We start from the raw sequence: 17,131 nt of genomic DNA on the forward strand, positions 1-17,131 counted from the left end.
TTATAAGCTGGAAGGTTTCCCGGAAACAGAAGCGCTGAAGGTAGCTTTGGAGCCGGGAGGCTGAAGTGAGTGGTATGATAATACTGAGATTCATATACGCGCATGGTAGGCTTTCACGTATCCCGCGTTAAGGGAATGAGAGACAAACTAAGGTGGTACCGCGATTTATATCGCCCTTTGCACGTATAATGCGTGTAAAGGGCGTTTTTTAATCGAATAAGCTTATAGAGCTGTGGGCTGCTTTACAGCGGAGTGATCCGCAGATACTTTTATTACAGAGATAGAATATCAGGAGGACATTATGAGCAAAGAACTTGCAAAAACTTACGATCCTAAGGGAATCGAAGAGCGTCTTTACACAAAATGGATGGACAATGGATATTTCCATGCAAAAGTAAATCCGGACAAGAAACCGTTTACCATTGTTATGCCGCCGCCAAACGTAACCGGCCAGCTTCACATGGGACATGCGCTGGATGAAACCATGCAGGATATCCTGATCCGTTTCAAGAGAATGCAGGGCTATGAAGCATTATGGCAGCCGGGAACTGACCATGCAGCTATCGCTACAGAGGTTAAGGTTATCGACAAGCTGAAAAAAGAAGGTATCGACAAACACGATATCGGCCGTGAGGAATTCTTAAAACATGCGTGGGCATGGAAAGAGGAGTACGGCGGAAAGATCATCAATCAGTTAAAGAAACTGGGTGCTTCCGCAGACTGGGAGAGAGAACGTTTCACAATGGATGAGGGATGTTCCAAAGCAGTACAGGAAGTATTTATCAAATTATATGAAAAAGGCTATATCTACAAAGGTTCCAGAATCATCAACTGGTGTCCTGTATGCCAGACTTCCATCTCTGATGCAGAGGTTGAGCATGAGGATCAGGACGGATTTTTCTGGCACATTAATTACCCGATCGTAGGGGAAGAGGGACGTTTCGTAGAGATTGCAACTACACGTCCGGAAACCCTGCTGGGTGATACTGCTGTTGCCGTAAATCCGGAAGATGAGCGCTACAAGGATCTCATCGGCAAGATGCTGAAGCTTCCTCTCACAGACAGAGAGATTCCGGTGATCGCCGATGAATATGTAGACAAAGAATTCGGAACAGGATGTGTAAAGATCACACCTGCCCATGACCCTAATGACTTTGAGGTTGGACGCCGTCACAATCTGGAAGAGATCAACATTATGAATGACGATGCGACCATCAACGAGCTTGGTGGAAAATACGCTGGTATGGACCGTTACGAAGCACGTAAGGCAATGGTAGCAGATCTGGAAGAACTTGGACTTCTGGTAAAAGTAGTTCCTCACAACCACAGCGTTGGAACTCATGACCGCTGCGGCACAACGGTAGAGCCTATGATCAAGCCACAGTGGTTTGTAAAGATGGGCGAGATGGCAAAGGCTGCGATCAAAGCTCTGGATGACGGAGATCTGAAATTCGTTCCGTCCCGTTTTGACAAGACGTATCTTCACTGGCTTGAGAATATCCGCGACTGGTGTATTTCCAGACAGTTATGGTGGGGACACAGAATTCCGGCTTATTACTGTGATGAGTGCGGTGAAGTAGTTGTTGCAAGAGAAATGCCTGAGAAATGCCCGAAATGCGGATGCACACATCTTCATCAGGATGAGGATACACTGGATACCTGGTTCAGTTCTGCATTATGGCCATTCTCCACACTTGGCTGGCCGGAGAAAACACCGGAACTGGAATATTTCTATCCGACAGATGTACTTGTTACAGGATATGACATTATCTTCTTCTGGGTTATCCGTATGGTATTCTCTGCTCTGGAGCAGACTGATCAGGTTCCGTTCCATCATGTACTGATCCATGGTCTGGTACGTGACTCCCAGGGACGTAAGATGAGTAAGTCTCTTGGAAACGGTATCGATCCTCTGGAAGTTATTGATAAATACGGCGCAGATGCTCTTCGTCTTACTCTGATGACAGGTAATGCACCTGGAAATGATATGCGTTTCTACTGGGAAAAGGTAGAAGCAAGCCGTAACTTCGCAAACAAGATCTGGAATGCTTCCCGTTTCATCATGATGAACCTGGAAGGCAAGACAGTGACAGAGCCGGAGAACTTATATGATCTCTGTGCAGAGGATAAATGGATTCTGTCTCACTTAAATACAGTGATCCGCGAAGCTACAGAGAACATGGAAAAATATGAACTTGGTATTGCAGTACAGAAGGTTTATGACTTCCTGTGGGATGAACTCTGCGACTGGTATATTGAGATGGCTAAAGTTCGTCTGTGGAAGGCAGAGGAAGATCCGAAGGCAGCAAATGATGCACTCTGGACATTAAGAACAGCGCTGACAGAAGGCCTGAAGCTTCTTCATCCGTATATGCCGTTTATCACAGAGGAAATCTACTGCACACTTCTTCCTGAAGAAGAGTCTATTATGATCTCCGAATGGCCTGTATACAGAGAAGAGAGAAACTTCCCGGATGCTGAGAAAGCAATCGAGGGCTTCAAAGAGGTTGTAAGAGGTATCCGTAATACCAGAACAGAGATGAATGTTCCGAATAACCGCAAGACAAGCCTGCATATTGTGGCAAAGGATGCTGAAACAGCAGCAATGTATGAGAACAGCAAGAAATCCTTTGTAAATCTTGCATTTGCAAAAGAGATTCTGGTACAGACAGACAAGAACGGAATCAGTGAAGATGCAGTTTCAGTAGTTGTTTCCAATGCGGTTGTATATATGCCGTTGGAAGACCTGATTGACAAAGATAAAGAGATTGAACGTCTTACAAAAGAAACAGAACGTCTCACAAAAGAGATCGCAAGATGTGAAGGTATGCTGAATAATCCGAACTTCGTAAACAAGGCACCTGCTGCCAAGGTGGATGCTGAGAAAGACAAACTTGCGAAATATAAAGAAATGATGGATAAGGTTAAAGGACAGTTAGAGCAGCTTAAGAAATAAGGGAGTGTTTAGATGAAATTGTATAAGATTTGTAACAAAATCTCCCTTTTACTCCATGTACTTGCCAGCGCAGCGGGATATTTTGTTATGGAGGCAATCTGCCGTCACTCGTTTATAGAAGCCTGGAATTATATGACACAGAGACCTCTGGTTTTTGCATATAATGCGGCATTCATTTTTACCTCGTCACTAATTGTTTATCTGTTTCACAGGAGAGTATTCTGGAGAGTACTGGTTACGTTGTTCTGGCTGATACTGGCCATTATTAACGGTGTTCTCCTGCTCAACCGTGTTACACCGTTTACAGGACCGGATCTGCATCTGATCACAGATGCAATGAAGATTGCCAACAAATATCTGCCTGTTGCAGGCGTTGTGGCAGTCTGCATCCTGTTTGGGATTCTTGTTATTTTACTGCTGATGCTGCTTATTAAAGGACCGAAGTATCAGAACAAGATTAAATACCGCTATAATATTCCTCTGATCCTGCTGGCAGTTGCTCTTTTTGCAGGAAGTACACAACTGGCACTGGAGAAGAGGGTGCTTTCCAATTACTTTGGAAATATTGCTTTTGCATATGAGGATTATGGATATCCTTACTGTCTGGCAACTACGATTTTCAATACGGGAATCAGTTGTCCGAGAGATTATTCTGAGAAAGAAATCAAAAGAATTGAGAAGACGGAAAAGAATCTTCCGGAAACGCAGGAAGAAAAGCGGCCGAATATTCTGTTTTTGCAGTTAGAATCATTCTTTGATCCTACGCTGGTTAATTACCTGGATATTTCAGAAGACCCGATTCCGACCTTCCGTAAGCTGATGAAGGAATATTCTTCAGGATATTATAAGGTTCCGTCTGTCGGTGCAGGTACTGCCAATACGGAATTTGAATCCATTACAGGAATGAGTATGCATTATTTTGGACCCGGGGAATATCCTTATAAGAGTATTCTGAGAGAGACTACCTGTGAGAGTGCACCTTATGTACTGAAGAATCTGGGCTATACCACCCATGCGGTTCATAATAATGAGGCAAACTTCTATGGAAGAAGATCTATTTTCCCGAATCTCGGATTTGATACTTTTACTTCTGAAGAGTACATGGCAAGAGAGAACGAGAAGAATCCAAATGGCTGGGTAAAGGATGAGGTTCTGACAGATGAAATCCTGAAATGTTTGGATTCTACTGAGGGGCCGGATTATGTATATACTATTTCCGTACAGGGACATGGTGCATATCCGGATGAGCAGATTCTGGAGGATCCTGAGATCACAGTTTCCGGTGCGCCGACTGAGGAAGAGAACAATAAATGGGAATATTACGTAAATGAGATCCATGAGATGGATAATTTTGTCAAAGAGCTGACAGACAAGCTTGCAGATTATCCTGAGGATGTGGTTCTTGTTATGTACGGTGACCACCTTCCGACTATGGGACTGACTGTGGAGGACCTGAAGAACAAGTATCTGTTCCAGACAGAGTATGTGATGTGGGATAACTTCGGACTTAAGAAAAAGAATGAAAATCTTGCAGCATACCAGATGGCGGCAGAGGTTATGGATCGTGTGGGAATCCATGAGGGAACTGTTTTCCGCTATCATCAGGCAAGAAGAAATACCAGAAATTATCAGGTGGATCTGGAAACCCTGCAGTATGACCTCCTTTATGGAAAGAGATATTCCTACGGGGAAAGCGGCGAAAGTCCTTATCTGCGTACCAGAATGCGTATGGGAATCTATGATGTGACTCTGGATTCCATTCAATGTATCTCTGAGGCAGATCATACATATTACATTAAGGGAACGGAATTTACGCCGTCCAGTGAAATCAAGCTGAACGGAGAATGGTATGATACGGTCTATATCAATCCGACTACGTTGATGATCACAGGTACGGAGCTGAATGATTTCGACAGGCTTGCGGTGATCCAGCGAAGCAACAGTTCGACGCGAAAACCGCTGAGCAAGAGCTATGACCGGTCCTGCTATGCACTTTATTCAAATAATAAATGGAAATTAACAGAAAGTGCCGGTACGAATGAAAATTAATCCATAATTTTGTCGGATAAAATATTACGATTGGTACTGGACATCTTCCACCACTATTATATAATGTTAGAGTAACTAAATACATTATAGATAAGTGGTGGAATTTTTTTATGAATTACGAAGAAGCAGTTGCTTATATTGATGAAACTCCGAAATTTACAAAGAAGAACAGTCTGGATCACACAAAGGAATGTCTGAGAAGACTTGGTAATCCTCAGGATAAGTTTAAGGTGATCCATGTGGCAGGAACTAATGGAAAGGGAAGTACATGTGCGTTTCTGACCTCTGTTCTGAGAGAGGCGGGATATTCCTGCGGATTATTTACTTCTCCTCATCTGGTGGAGATCAATGAACGCTTCCAGATCAATGAGGTGAATATTGATAATGATACTTTCCTGAAGGCCTTTGAGAAAGTAAAGGTACTTGCGGATGAACTGGTTGCAGAAGGCAGCTATCATCCGACTTATTTTGAGATGCTTTTTCTGATGGGAATGGTGATCTTTGCAGATGCAGGTGTTGATTATGTGACTCTGGAAACAGGACTGGGCGGAAGAATGGATGCGACTACTGCTGTGGAGAATCCTGTTGCCTGTGTGATCACATCGATCAGTCTGGATCATATGCAGTATCTGGGAGATACAGTTGCCAAAATCGCAGGAGAAAAGGCCGGGATCATTGTGCCGGGGGTACCGGTAATCTATGACGGAAACGACCCGGATGCAGCAGAAGTGATCCGTGCCAGAGCAGAAGAACTGGGAAGCCCTGCTTATGAAGTGAAGAGATCAGATACAGAAGTGCTCAGAAATACTTCGGCGGGAATTGATTTTGCATTTCAGAATGAGTATTATAAGGATATGGTTTTCTCCATTCCGTTTATTGCAAAGTATCAGGTGATGAACAGTGCACTTGCATTAAAGACGATTGAGGTTCTGCAGAATGTGATTTCTGTATCTATGGATCAGATCCATGTGGGAATTGCCGGAACACGCTGGCAGGGAAGAATGGAAACAGTGCTTCCGGGTGTGATCGTGGACGGTGCTCACAATGAGGACGGGGTAGAGAAATTTGTAGAGACAGCAGAACATTTTCAGAAAGAATGTCCGCTGACTTTGCTTTTTTCAGCAGTAGATGACAAAGATTATACAGATATGATACATACGATCTGCAGCAGGATCACGTTCCGTCATGTGGTAGTAACCTCTGTTGGCGGATATCGCAAGGTTCCTGCTGAGAGATTTGCAAAGCTTTTTACAGAAGCAGGTGCTTCTTCTGTGGAAGTAGTGGAGGATGTTGAGAAAGCCTTTGGTAGAGCACTGGAAGTAAAGGGGGATGACGGAATGCTCTTCTGCGTGGGTTCCCTGTATCTTGTCGGTGAGATTAAAGATGTGATCAGGAGAAATAAGAAATGATAGATTATGAAGAGGAACTGAAGAAATTTGAACCTTGTCTGGATGTGGCAGATGCGGAGGGTGCGATTTATGAGAGAGAACTGACGGATATCCTGGATATTCTTCAGGAAGTTCTCCGCGAAGCCAAGAGTGGCAGACGGGTAAAATAAGGAGATACACATGAATTGTATGAATTGTGGCGCATTTCTGGTGGACAAAGATCTGGATTACTGCCCGAAATGTGGATGTAATGTGCTGATCCAGAAAAAGGTAGATTACCTTTCCAGACAGTATTACAACCGGGGGCTTGAGAAAGCCAGTGTCCGCGATCTTTCAGGGGCGATTGACTGTCTGAAGCAGAGTCTTATTTATAATAAGCATAATATTCAGGCGAGAAATCTTCTTGGACTGGTATATTTTGAGACAGGGGAGGTGGTTGCCGCACTCAGTGAATGGGTGATCAGTAAGAATCTTCAGCCATCCAGAAATCTGGCATCAGAATATATTAACAAGCTGCAGGCGAACTCCAATAAGCTTGAGGCGATCAATGAAACGATCAGAAAGTATAATGATGCCTTAAACCTGTGCAGGGAAGGTCATGAGGATATGGCTGCGATCAGGCTGAAGAAGATTCTCATACAGAATCCAAAACTGATCAAAGGTTACCATCTTCTGGCACTTGTGCAGATGAAAGAGGGGGAATATAACAAGGCAAGAAAGACGTTAAGGAAAGCCGCGCGGATTGATAAAACAAATACAACAACCCTTCGTTTTTTGAGAGAGATTGACGAACAGACAGGAGTATCTACACGTCTGGAACGTCAGAATAAAAGAAACAGGAAAGCTGTGGACAGCAGTGAGAATGATATGGCAATCCAGATTCCTCAGTATAAAGAAAAAGGAAGGATTCCGCTGTTTTTTACACTGGTTGCCGGATTTTGTGCAGGATTGCTGGCGTTTTATCTTCTGGCTGTTCCTGCCATACGTCAGGGAATCTACAGGGAAGCGAATCAGCAGATTATGAAATACAGTGATGCAGTGTCCAGCCAGGGAGCTGAGCTGACCAAGGCACAGAGCCAGGCTCAGGAATCTGGAGACACAGTTGAGGCGGCCTCCAAACAGATAGAGGAAGAGAAGAAAAAAAGCAGCAGTTATGAGGCTTTGATCGAGGCGTACTCAGCATTGCAGCAACAGAATACAGATGAAGCGGCATTGAAGATACAGAATGTTTATGCGGATTTGCTGCCTGCGGATCTGAAAGGAATTTACAATACGATCTGTAACACTACAGGTACGACCGGGATCGAAGGAACTACAGATGCGAAAGTCGCAGACGGAACCGGCAGTGCTGACAGCGCAGAGGGAGATGCTTCTTCAGATTCAGCGGAAGATGGAAGTTATGACGATGGTTCCTATGACAGTGGGGAATATGATGATGGTTCTTACGATAATTCTGATGGTGATTCGGCAGATGATGGAAGTTACGACACCGGTGATTATGACGATTCCGGATATTGATACCATTTTTCATTTTGATGTGGCAGAAGACATGAAGTATTATAAGAAGATGTAAAGATACAAAAGAGATGCATGGAAGTCATGTGTCTCTTTTTTTACCGAATCAAGTAGGAGGCTGCGAAAAGCAATAAACAGTTATTTGATGTAGAGCTACACTGCAAAGTGGATTGCGAACATTCGCCTGACAAAAAGTGAGGAGGGATATGATGGAGAACAGATTTGAAATACAGGGAAATTCCCTGATCATTCATTTACCGAAAGAGGTAGATCATATGGTGACAGACGAGATACGCAGAGATTCAGATGATATTATACGGAAAAAATATATACGAACAATCACATTTGATTTTTCAGGAACAGCGTTTATGGACAGTTCAGGGATAGGGCTGATCATGGGGAGATACCGGATGATGGGGATGCGCGGTGACTGTATACAGGCTACAGGAGTAAATTCCTATATTGAAAAGTTGCTGCATCTGTCAGGGGTATATAAATTTGTCGAAATCTGTGGGGAAGTCTAAAGAGAGGGGGAAGAAAACTATTATGGAAAATACCAATGAAATGAAAATTATTTTTGACAGCAGACCTGAGAATGAGGGGCTGGCAAGAGTTGCGGCGGCAGCTTTCTGCACACAGCTGAATCCTACTCTGGAGGAAGTGGCAGATCTGAAAACTGCTGTGTCAGAGGCTGTGACGAACTGTATTATTCATGCTTATGAAGGCCAGGTGAAGAAGATAGAGATTTTCTGCAGAAGGGAAGGGCAGAAATTATGGGTTGATGTGATCGATAAGGGAGTGGGGATCAGAGACGTTGCAAAAGCTATGGAGCCTCTTTTTACAACAAAGCCGGAGAAGGATCGTTCCGGGATGGGATTTACATTTATGGAAGCGTTTATGGATGAGGTAACAGTAGAATCACAGGTGGGATATGGAACAGTTGTCCATATGAAAAAGACGATCGGGAGGTAGGAATGGACCATACTCTTGCTCTGATCATGAAGTCACAACAGGGAGATAAAGAAGCAAGAGATACTGTATTTAAAGAAAACGCAGGACTTGTGTACAGCATGGCGAAAAGATTTGCCGGGCGCAGTGTGGAAATGGAAGATATCGTGCAGATAGGAAGCATTGGGCTGCTGAAAGCCATAGATCGTTTTGATATTTCGTACGATGTGAAGTTTTCAACTTATGCTGTTCCCATGATCATAGGTGAAATCAGACGCTATCTGAGGGATGACGGGATGCTTAAGGTGAGCAGAAACCTGAAAGAGAACTGTGCCAGAATTTATTCTGCGAGAGAAGCACTGGAAAAAGAACTGGGACGTGAACCGATACTGGAGGAAGTTGCGAAAGCGACAGAACTTTCAGTAGATGAAGTGGTGATGTCGATGGAATCAGGAGCTGAAGTGGAATCTTTGCACAAAATTATCTATCAGGGAGATGGAAATGATATTTCGCTTATGGACAGGCTCCAGGAAAAAGAAAATGGACAGGATGCAGCACTGAACAGGATTTTTCTGGATGAAATCCTGAAAAAACTGGATGCAAGAGAACGTCAGCTGATCGGTATGAGATATTTTAAGGATATGACGCAGACGGAGATTGCGGCAGAGATGGGAATTTCCCAGGTCCAAGTGTCCAGGATGGAAAAGCGGATTCTGAAGGAACTTAAAAAGCAGGTATAAGCAGATGGGAGTAATTAACTCACCGCTTGTAGAAGGTGGAGTATTCTCTGAAGAGGTAAATAAAAAAGAGGTTACTGTGAAAGGAGTAAACAGTAACAAAAAGAGTGTGCGGATTACTATAATATTGCACACTCTTTTTGCTATAATATCTTTATTGTTATATGTCGTAAGTTATACAGTTCTCTGTGATCTGAAGATCACATTTTTGTATTTCAGAAGGGCTGTCTGAAGAATCAGTCCTACTACACCACAGGAAACTACTTCTCCGATACCTACGGTAAGCATCATAAGCGGAATCGGAAGATTTACTCCGTATCCGAAGTGAAGTACGAATGGCACGATGACTGCATTGGAAACAATTGGCGGGATCGGCGCAAGAAAACGGTTGCAGCTGCGGAGTCTGTAAGTAAATACTGCTCCGATCAGTGTTGCGATGCTTCCGAAAATAATGTCTACAGGAATGGCACCGCCAAAGAGATTGGCAATGATACATCCCACAAATAACCCCGGAATCGCAGCCGGTGTAAAGAATGGCAGGATGGTCAGTGCTTCCGAAAAGCGAATCTGAATTTCGCCATAGCTGAGTGGTGCGAATAAAAGAGTCAGAACCACATAAATGGCTCCGATCACTGCTGCTTCTGCCAGAAACTGAGTACCTTTGTTTTTCATATTTGATTATCTCCTTTAGTATTTGTTTTACGAGTGGAAGGTTTCGAACACTCGGCTATCGAAGTATATCACTTTTCGGAAGTACGGTCAATGTCTTTGATAAGAGTTTTATTAACATTTTCCTCGTACAGACGCATCTGTATCTGCATAGGTGTTGGATCATCTGTTATTTTCATATGACCGAAGTGATTGAAGAAGAAAAGTACCCCAAGTCCGATTCCTATGGAATAAGTGATCTCAAGAACAGTAAAATGACCGGAAGTCTGTCCTGTGACCTGGGTATAGATCTGCGAGAAGAGACCACCGACATCTACATCGTTATTAAATGTCATGATAGAGAAACCTGCACCGAAAAAGGCGGCAAGACCGACGAAAATAATCTTGCACCACTGCCAGACAAGCCCGGAACCGGGTTTGTTTTTAAAAGTGATGATAAAGTCGGCTTCTCCAATATTATTGATTTCAAGGTCCGGTTCTTTTTTTTTGATTTCGGAGATCAGATCCATGACAGACATTACATAACGTCCTGGTTTATTCGGGTCAAGATTTATAACCGGCATCACCCGGAGCCGATTCAGGATTTTACTGTTGCTGCAGGAAAGTTTTGCAATGTCCTGAAGATAAATGTGTGGATGGTTTATCTGGATATTCTGATCTAACTGTAAATAGAGAGTATCACTCATGGTATGTTATCCTTTCATTTTGGGCTTGAAGATCAGGCTTGCAAGATAAGAGAAGATCAAAGCTGCGGAGACTCCCACCGCGCAGGCGGTAAAGCCTCCCATAAAGAGTCCGATCAGTCCGTTTTTGTCAATGGATTCTTTCATTCCTTTCCACAGGATATTGCCAAAACCAAGCAGAGGAACAGAAGCGCCTGCTCCGGCAAATTCTGCAAATGGCTGATAGATTCCGACAGCGCTTAAAACAGAGCCTGTACATACCAGAAGTACCATGATCCGTCCGGGCATAAGCTTTGTCCTGTCCAGAAGAATCTGTACCAGGGCACAGATCAGTCCGCCTGTCCAGAATGCATTAAAATAGTCCATGTAATTTTCCTCCTGAAAAAATTTCTGTATCTACATCATATCCGGAACCCTGTACTGTTCTATTACAACAGCGTGTGCGATACCGGGAATTGGATCCCCCTCGTTGAAGCTTACCTTTGACAGAAGGGCACCTGTGGGAACAAAGAGAATCCTTTTCCATTTTTTCTGTATAATACCCGGAAGAATATAGCCTGCCAGAACAGAGGCGGCACATCCACATCCACTGCCGCCGGAATGTGTATCCTGAGTCTGAGGATCATAGATCAGCATACCGCAGTCCTGATGGACAGATGAGATATCAAATCCTTTTTCTGTGAGAAGGTCGAACAGGATTGTCCGTCCTACCATGCCTAGGTCACCGGTGAAGATGGCATCATAATCGGATGGTTTTCGGTGAAAATCCTGAAGATTTCGGGCTATGGTGTCGCAGGCAGCAGGAGCCATGCAAGCTCCCATATTGAGGGAATCCCTGAACCCAAAGTCAATCAGTCTTCCGGTGGTGATTCCTGTTATAACTGCACAGATATTGCGGTTACGGAGTGTGTTTAGTGTTTTGTTGTCCGGGCGTGGTGGCGGTTCATATCCAAGTATACAGGCTCCGGCACCGGTGACTGTCCAGGTAGCAGATAAGGGCCTTTGATTTCCATATCCCAGGGGAAAACGAAATTCTTTTTCTGCGCTGGCAAAGTGGCTGGAAGTTGCACAGAGGATATATTTTCCGTACCCTCCGTCGATACACATTGAACCAAGGGAAAGAGATTCTCCCATAGTGGAGCATGCTCCGAAAAGACCGTAAAAAGGAATTTTCAGATCAGCGGTTCCGAAAGAAGAGGCTGATGTCTGAGCCAGCAGGTCGCCTGCAAAAAGAAGCTGTATATCAGAACAGGTGAGGCCGTTTTTTTTGATTGCCAGCAGAGCGGCCTGTTTTTGCAGAGTGCTTTCTGCAGCTTCCCAGGTATCTGTTCCAAACATGGGATCTTCACATATGGTATCAAAGTATGCGCCCAATGGTCCTTCCCCTTCTTTCTGGCTGACAACAGAAGCACAGCTCTGAACAAAGACAGGATTTTGAAATGAAATGCTGGATGTACCGCAGGTCATTTGTCTGTTCATAGGAAACCTCCTTGTATAATTGTATGATTCTTATGCAAAAACACCTCTCAGGATATGGATGCTGAATAGTTACGGGATCATTGTAAAAAGATAATAAATCACACCGAGAATCCATGAACTCAGGATTCCATAAAGAATTACGGGTCCTGCGATCGTAAATATTTTGCATCCGATGCCGAATACCTGTCCTTCTGCCTTATATTCGATCGCAGAGGAAGCTACGGAATTGGCAAAACCGGTGATCGGGACAAGGCTTCCGGCACCGCCGAATCTGCCGATTTTGGAATAAAGATTACATCCTGTGAGGATCACACTGAAAAGGATCAGGATAAGGGAACACCAGGAGCCGGCGGTATCTTTGTCCAGCCCAAGGTTATCTGAGTAATTTAAGATGACCTGTCCAACAACACAGATGACTCCGCCTGTGAAAAATGCTTTGCACATATTCAGTGGCAGGCTGTGGACAGGAGTGACTGCTTTTACGTATTCTTCATATTGTTTCTGTTTTTTCTGACTGAGATTATTGTCTGACATAATATAAAACCTTTCTGATTGAAAATCCGGAATTTTGGTACACCAGGTTACTGAGAACGGAGTAAAGAGTAATCGATTGCTGCTTTTTTGGCACTGATGTTAAAGATTAGCTGGAAATTATGGCAGCCATCCGTTATAATAGTAAATCAGTGCCCCGACAGTTTTGCCGGCGGCTATGCACAGGATTGTAAAAGAAAGACCTCTCTGGAATCTGCTTCTTCTGGCAAAGATAGGGAAAATATCTGCCATCTCTGCCAGGGCCATGATCCATCCACCAAGGAAAATCCCTGAAAAGAGCCCGTACAGAATCAGAAACGGGGTGCCGAACCGGATATTCCAGTGAAAAAGAAAGAACAGGTTTCCAAGTTCTGTTCCCCAGAATGTGATGTCTTCGTACAGCAGTATATGATCTGCTGTGTGGGTAATTCCTGCATATCTGGGAATAATAGAAAGGCCGATCATAAGACCGGTTAGTCCTCCGGCAATAATAAAACCGGAACATAGTCCTGTAAATCCGAGAAAAATCTGCTCTAACATAAGCGCCTCCGATCCTGCCGACAACAAAAGAAGTTTCCGGGTAACTGTCCGGCAGTCTGTTATTGTGAAGCACCGGACAGATATATCTGTGATATGTATTATGGCAGAAATATAAAAATATATACACAGTCATTCATTTGTTGCTGTGAACGGAGTGAACAGTAATCTGGTAACATATCCGGCAGCAAAAGAGTGTATGAATAACTGTACTTTTGGAGAGAGAGATAGTATAATAATTTATTATCTGACGATGCAGGAACTGATCGGAAAATCCGACAGAATGAAAACGTCAAAAGAAACATAACAAATCATAATAAATAAATATAGAAAGATTGAGGAATGAAATCTGTGAATCAGAATATAATAGAGAAATTTAATGATCTGCTGGGAGAAGAGAAAGTGAAAGTGGATGAACCCATGAAACGTCATACCACATTTCGGATTGGCGGTCCGGCAGATTACTTTTTACTTCCGTCTTCTGAGGAAGAACTGAGCGGGATTCTGAAGATATGCAAAAATGAAGAACTGCCATATTTCATTCTTGGAAATGGAAGTAATCTTCTGGTAAGCGATGAAGGATACAGGGGTGTCATTATTCAGCTTTACAGAAATTATGGTGATATTACAGTAAAAGGAAATGAAATCCATGCAACAGCAGGAGCTCTGCTGTCACAGATCGCGGCGGCAGCCAAAAATGCGTCGCTGACAGGATTTGAGTTCGCCGGAGGAATTCCCGGCACATTAGGCGGTGCAGTTGTCATGAATGCAGGTGCCTATGGCGGTGAAATGAAAGATGTGCTGAAAGAAGTCACTGTTATGACAGCTGCAGGAGAAATTCTCGTACTTCCGGCAGAGAAGCTGGAAATGGGATATCGCACAAGTCTTGTGAAAACAAAAGGATATCTGGTGTTGAGCGCAGTGATCGTTCTTGAACAGGGGAATCAGGAAGCCATAAAAGCAAGAATGAAAGAACTGACAGAACAGAGAGTAAGCAAACAGCCTCTTGAATTTCCAAGTGCGGGAAGCACATTCAAACGTCCTGAAGGGTATTTTGCCGGAAAGCTGATCATGGATGCAGGGCTGAGAGGATACCAAACAGGCGGTGCACAGGTTTCCGAGAAGCACTGTGGGTTTGTGATCAATAAAGATAATGCAACCGCAGCAGATGTGTGCAGACTGCTCAGAGATGTACAGGATAAAGTAAAAGAACAGTTTGGCGTAACTCTTGAACCGGAAGTGAAATTTCTTGGGAAATTTTGATCTGACTGAATCGAAAAAGTACTGTGAACAGAGTGCAAAGACCAAAGACCAATGAGCAACAGATGAGATTAAGAAGTGACGGGAGATAGAAAATGCGTTTTGTAATAGTTACAGGAGTATCGGGAGCAGGAAAAACATCTGCATTGAAAATGTTGGAGGATGCGAAGTATTTTTGTGTAGACAATCTGCCGATCCCTTTACTGGAGAAATTTGCATCACTGATGCCTGAGATACATGGAGAAGATGTGCAGAATGTTGCTCTGGGGATCGATGCAAGAAGCGGGCGTTCTCTGGATGAGCTGGAGATTGTACTGGACAGAATGAAAAAGGCAGGGTATGATTTTGAAATCCTGTTTCTGGATGCGCAGGACAGTGTTCTGGTCAAACGTTATAAAGAAACCCGCAGAAGTCATCCTCTTGCAATGGGGGGAAGAGTGGATGATGGAATCCGGATGGAAAGAGAGAAGATGCGTTTTCTGAAAGAGCGTGCGGATTATATCATTGATACCAGCAATCTTCTGACAAGAGAACTGAAACAGGAGATCGACAGGATATTTGTAGATAATCAGGATTTCTGCAATATGATGATTTCTGTACTGTCATTTGGATTTAAATATGGAATACCGGCAGATGCGGATCTCGTGTTTGACGTGCGTTTCCTGCCGAATCCATACTATGTGGACGAACTTAGACCGCTGACAGGGCTGGATGACAGGGTTTTTAATTATGTAATGGATTGTGATATAGCCAGGACATTTGCGGATAAACTGGAAGATATGATCAATTTCCTTATTCCGAATTATGTGAAAGAGGGAAAGACAAATCTGGTGATCGCAATTGGATGTACAGGCGGCAAGCATCGTTCCGTCACGCTGGCAAGAGAACTTTATTCCAGATTGTCTGGAAATACAAAATACGGATTCAGGCTGGAACACAGAGATGCACAGAAAGACCGACTGGTCAGAAAACAGGAAGGATGATAAAGGAGAGATGTCTTTTTCAGGGATGGTGAAGGAAGAACTTTCCAGACAGATTGGATTGGCCAGACATTGCAAAATGGCAGAACTGGCTGCGATTTTATGTTCCTGTGGGAAAATGGAATGTTTTTCAGGGGACAGTAAACTGAAAATCCAGACGGAAAATGAAGCAGTTGCAAGAAAGTGCTTTACATTATTGCAAAAAACATTTAATATAGAAACAAAGATATTTGTACGTGAGAACAGTCACCTGAAACGGGTGAAGGTATATACAATAGAAATAACTGATCCCGAAGAAATCCAGGTAATTTTTCAGGCACTGCGGCTTGTCACGAACAGTATCGACCAGGGTACGCTTGTATTGTCGGATATGCTGGTGGTACAGCAGAATTGCTGCAAACGGGCGTTTATCAGGGGAGCTTTTTTAGCATCCGGTTCAATCAGTGATCCTGAGAAGGGGTATCATTTTGAGATTGTATGTTCTGATGCAAAAAGAGCAGAGCAGCTACAGACGATCATCCGCAGTTTTTCGGTAGATGCCAAAATCGTACAGCGTAAGAAATCACATGTGGTCTATGTGAAAGAAGGTGCGCAGATTGTTGACATGCTTGCTGTTATGGAAGCTAATGTGGCATTGATGGACCTGGAGAACATCCGCATACTGAAGGAAATGAGAAATTCAGTAAACAGAAAAGTAAACTGTGAAACTGCGAATATTAATAAAACCGTAAATGCAGCCGTCAAGCAGATGGAGGATATTAAGCTGGTCCGGCAGAAAATAGGATTTGAGCAGCTTAATGAAGGACTTGCACAGGTTGCTGAACTTCGGATGCAGTATCCGGAAGCTACACTAAAAGAATTAGGAATGATGTTAAGCCCGCAGGTGGGCAAATCGGGAGTCAATCACAGACTGAGAAAGCTGAGTGCAATGGCTGACGAACTGCGGGAGAAACAAGGAGGAGAATTATTATGATCAAAAAACCAATCACCATCAATTTATCCACAGGTCTGGAAGCGCGTCCGGTGGCACAGTTGGTACAGGTGGCTAGTCAGTTCAACAGTGAGATTTATGTAGAGATTGGAAAGAAGCGCGTGAATGCAAAGAGCATTATGGGTATGATGACGCTTGGGCTTGATGCAGGGGAAGAAATTACTTTATCTGCAAATGGTGAGGATGAGGAAGCTGCTATGGCAGGTATTGAGCAGTACTTAAGTAATCAGTGATCAAATAGTATTCAGGATAGAACACATCCGGAAGGGAAGACCGCTTTTCGGATGTGTTTTGTCGTGTATACGACAGCAATGTTACTGTGAACAAAGTGAACAGTAACACAGCAATCAATTTCATTGCCATAACAATAACATTAGATTGACCATAAAGATAAAACAGGGTATAATG

General features: G+C 43.6%; 18 protein-coding genes and 1 other annotated feature (1 of these 19 cut by a window edge). Of the genes, 12 read left to right on the forward strand and 6 right to left on the reverse strand.

What is annotated here, in order from left to right; translation table 11 throughout:
- Positions 1-181 (forward strand) — a binding site (T-box leader); it begins 53 nt to the left of the window's first position.
- Positions 182-301: 120 nt separating this feature from the next.
- The 8 genes from LJE09_RS04700 to LJE09_RS04735 all read left to right on the forward strand — a co-directional run bounded on the left by LJE09_RS04700 (position 302) and on the right by LJE09_RS04735 (position 9,596).
- Complete coding sequence (locus tag LJE09_RS04700; RefSeq protein WP_195980951.1) at positions 302-2,956, forward strand: valine--tRNA ligase; 2,655 nt, start codon at positions 302-304, stop codon at positions 2,954-2,956.
- Positions 2,957-2,968: 12 nt separating this feature from the next.
- Positions 2,969-5,005 (forward strand): LTA synthase family protein, encoded by a 2,037-nt coding sequence (locus LJE09_RS04705; protein ID WP_195658851.1) that lies wholly within the window; start codon positions 2,969-2,971, stop codon positions 5,003-5,005.
- Positions 5,006-5,115: 110 nt separating this feature from the next.
- Positions 5,116-6,414 (forward strand): bifunctional folylpolyglutamate synthase/dihydrofolate synthase, encoded by a 1,299-nt coding sequence (locus tag LJE09_RS04710; protein WP_173750592.1) that lies wholly within the window; start codon positions 5,116-5,118, stop codon positions 6,412-6,414.
- Positions 6,411-6,563 carry a hypothetical protein gene (locus LJE09_RS04715; protein ID WP_008707227.1) on the forward strand — a complete coding sequence of 51 codons (153 nt, stop codon included), beginning with the start codon at positions 6,411-6,413 and terminating at the stop codon, positions 6,561-6,563. Before LJE09_RS04710 ends, LJE09_RS04715 begins: the two co-directional genes overlap by 4 nt.
- A 10-nt stretch (positions 6,564-6,573) precedes the next feature.
- Positions 6,574-7,911, forward strand: a complete 1,338-nt coding sequence (locus tag LJE09_RS04720) for a tetratricopeptide repeat protein (RefSeq protein ID WP_022381090.1) — start codon at positions 6,574-6,576, stop codon at positions 7,909-7,911.
- A 206-nt stretch (positions 7,912-8,117) separates the two neighbouring features.
- On the forward strand, positions 8,118-8,432 hold the full coding sequence (locus tag LJE09_RS04725) for an STAS domain-containing protein (RefSeq protein WP_020994122.1): 315 nt from the start codon (positions 8,118-8,120) through the stop codon (positions 8,430-8,432).
- A 22-nt stretch (positions 8,433-8,454) separates the two neighbouring features.
- Positions 8,455-8,880, forward strand: a complete 426-nt coding sequence (gene spoIIAB / locus LJE09_RS04730) for an anti-sigma F factor (protein WP_055060207.1) — start codon at positions 8,455-8,457, stop codon at positions 8,878-8,880.
- Between the two features lie 2 nt (positions 8,881-8,882).
- Complete coding sequence (locus LJE09_RS04735) at positions 8,883-9,596, forward strand: SigF/SigG family RNA polymerase sporulation sigma factor (protein ID WP_008707232.1); 714 nt, start codon at positions 8,883-8,885, stop codon at positions 9,594-9,596.
- 171 nt (positions 9,597-9,767) lie between these two features.
- Here the strand turns inward: LJE09_RS04735 and LJE09_RS04740 are convergent, their stop codons facing one another.
- The 6 genes from LJE09_RS04740 to LJE09_RS04765 all read right to left on the reverse strand — a co-directional run bounded on the left by LJE09_RS04740 (position 9,768) and on the right by LJE09_RS04765 (position 13,495).
- Positions 9,768-10,265: a QueT transporter family protein gene (locus tag LJE09_RS04740; protein WP_022381088.1), complete on the reverse strand. Its 498-nt coding sequence runs from the start codon at positions 10,263-10,265 to the stop codon at positions 9,768-9,770.
- A 68-nt stretch (positions 10,266-10,333) separates the two neighbouring features.
- Positions 10,334-10,948: a stage V sporulation protein AA gene (locus LJE09_RS04745; protein ID WP_055052571.1), complete on the reverse strand. Its 615-nt coding sequence runs from the start codon at positions 10,946-10,948 to the stop codon at positions 10,334-10,336.
- A gap of 6 nt (positions 10,949-10,954) precedes the next feature.
- Positions 10,955-11,311 carry a SpoVA/SpoVAEb family sporulation membrane protein gene (locus tag LJE09_RS04750; RefSeq protein ID WP_008707235.1) on the reverse strand — a complete coding sequence of 119 codons (357 nt, stop codon included), beginning with the start codon at positions 11,309-11,311 and terminating at the stop codon, positions 10,955-10,957.
- Positions 11,312-11,341: 30 nt separating this feature from the next.
- Complete coding sequence (locus tag LJE09_RS04755) at positions 11,342-12,424, reverse strand: stage V sporulation protein AD (RefSeq protein ID WP_227311023.1); 1,083 nt, start codon at positions 12,422-12,424, stop codon at positions 11,342-11,344.
- Positions 12,425-12,493: 69 nt separating this feature from the next.
- Complete coding sequence (locus LJE09_RS04760; RefSeq protein WP_227311024.1) at positions 12,494-12,958, reverse strand: SpoVA/SpoVAEb family sporulation membrane protein; 465 nt, start codon at positions 12,956-12,958, stop codon at positions 12,494-12,496.
- 117 nt (positions 12,959-13,075) lie between these two features.
- Entirely contained in the window at positions 13,076-13,495 is a 420-nt protein-coding gene (locus tag LJE09_RS04765) for a stage V sporulation protein AB (protein ID WP_008707239.1), read from the reverse strand.
- A gap of 339 nt (positions 13,496-13,834) precedes the next feature.
- Between LJE09_RS04765 and murB the strand changes: the two genes are divergently transcribed.
- The 4 genes from murB (at position 13,835) to LJE09_RS04785 (ending at position 16,956) form a co-directional block, all read left to right on the forward strand.
- The gene (gene murB, locus LJE09_RS04770) at positions 13,835-14,755 is read left to right on the forward strand and encodes a UDP-N-acetylmuramate dehydrogenase (RefSeq protein WP_055052568.1); all 921 of its coding nucleotides are present in this window, start codon (positions 13,835-13,837) and stop codon (positions 14,753-14,755) included.
- A gap of 92 nt (positions 14,756-14,847) precedes the next feature.
- The gene (gene rapZ, locus LJE09_RS04775) at positions 14,848-15,735 is read left to right on the forward strand and encodes an RNase adapter RapZ (protein WP_008707241.1); all 888 of its coding nucleotides are present in this window, start codon (positions 14,848-14,850) and stop codon (positions 15,733-15,735) included.
- A gap of 10 nt (positions 15,736-15,745) precedes the next feature.
- On the forward strand, positions 15,746-16,705 hold the full coding sequence (whiA, locus tag LJE09_RS04780; protein WP_025579631.1) for a DNA-binding protein WhiA: 960 nt from the start codon (positions 15,746-15,748) through the stop codon (positions 16,703-16,705).
- Positions 16,702-16,956 (forward strand): HPr family phosphocarrier protein, encoded by a 255-nt coding sequence (locus LJE09_RS04785; RefSeq protein ID WP_008707243.1) that lies wholly within the window; start codon positions 16,702-16,704, stop codon positions 16,954-16,956. The genes whiA and LJE09_RS04785 overlap by 4 nt, the downstream gene beginning before the upstream one ends.
- Positions 16,957-17,131 lie beyond the last annotated feature (175 nt).

This window comes from Blautia sp. DFI.3.45, from assembly GCF_020593505.1.
GTDB lineage: Bacteria > Bacillota > Clostridia > Lachnospirales > Lachnospiraceae > Blautia_A > Blautia_A wexlerae.

Excerpts from the sequence above, each read along its gene's own strand:
- LJE09_RS04700 (WP_195980951.1), top strand. The coding sequence starts at position 302 with ATGAGCAAAGAACTTGCAAAAACTTACGATCCTAAGGGAATCGAAGAG.
- LJE09_RS04705 (WP_195658851.1), top strand. The coding sequence starts at position 2,969 with ATGAAATTGTATAAGATTTGTAACAAAATCTCCCTTTTACTCCATGTA.
- LJE09_RS04710 (WP_173750592.1), top strand. The coding sequence starts at position 5,116 with ATGAATTACGAAGAAGCAGTTGCTTATATTGATGAAACTCCGAAATTT.
- LJE09_RS04715 (WP_008707227.1), top strand. The coding sequence starts at position 6,411 with ATGATAGATTATGAAGAGGAACTGAAGAAATTTGAACCTTGTCTGGAT.
- LJE09_RS04720 (WP_022381090.1), top strand. The coding sequence starts at position 6,574 with ATGAATTGTATGAATTGTGGCGCATTTCTGGTGGACAAAGATCTGGAT.
- LJE09_RS04725 (WP_020994122.1), top strand. The coding sequence starts at position 8,118 with ATGGAGAACAGATTTGAAATACAGGGAAATTCCCTGATCATTCATTTA.
- spoIIAB (WP_055060207.1), top strand. The coding sequence starts at position 8,455 with ATGGAAAATACCAATGAAATGAAAATTATTTTTGACAGCAGACCTGAG.
- LJE09_RS04735 (WP_008707232.1), top strand. The coding sequence starts at position 8,883 with ATGGACCATACTCTTGCTCTGATCATGAAGTCACAACAGGGAGATAAA.
- LJE09_RS04740 (WP_022381088.1), bottom strand. The coding sequence starts at position 10,265 with ATGAAAAACAAAGGTACTCAGTTTCTGGCAGAAGCAGCAGTGATCGGA.
- LJE09_RS04745 (WP_055052571.1), bottom strand. The coding sequence starts at position 10,948 with ATGAGTGATACTCTCTATTTACAGTTAGATCAGAATATCCAGATAAAC.
- LJE09_RS04750 (WP_008707235.1), bottom strand. The coding sequence starts at position 11,311 with ATGGACTATTTTAATGCATTCTGGACAGGCGGACTGATCTGTGCCCTG.
- LJE09_RS04755 (WP_227311023.1), bottom strand. The coding sequence starts at position 12,424 with ATGAACAGACAAATGACCTGCGGTACATCCAGCATTTCATTTCAAAAT.
- LJE09_RS04760 (WP_227311024.1), bottom strand. The coding sequence starts at position 12,958 with ATGTCAGACAATAATCTCAGTCAGAAAAAACAGAAACAATATGAAGAA.
- LJE09_RS04765 (WP_008707239.1), bottom strand. The coding sequence starts at position 13,495 with ATGTTAGAGCAGATTTTTCTCGGATTTACAGGACTATGTTCCGGTTTT.
- murB (WP_055052568.1), top strand. The coding sequence starts at position 13,835 with ATGAAATCTGTGAATCAGAATATAATAGAGAAATTTAATGATCTGCTG.
- rapZ (WP_008707241.1), top strand. The coding sequence starts at position 14,848 with ATGCGTTTTGTAATAGTTACAGGAGTATCGGGAGCAGGAAAAACATCT.
- whiA (WP_025579631.1), top strand. The coding sequence starts at position 15,746 with ATGTCTTTTTCAGGGATGGTGAAGGAAGAACTTTCCAGACAGATTGGA.
- LJE09_RS04785 (WP_008707243.1), top strand. The coding sequence starts at position 16,702 with ATGATCAAAAAACCAATCACCATCAATTTATCCACAGGTCTGGAAGCG.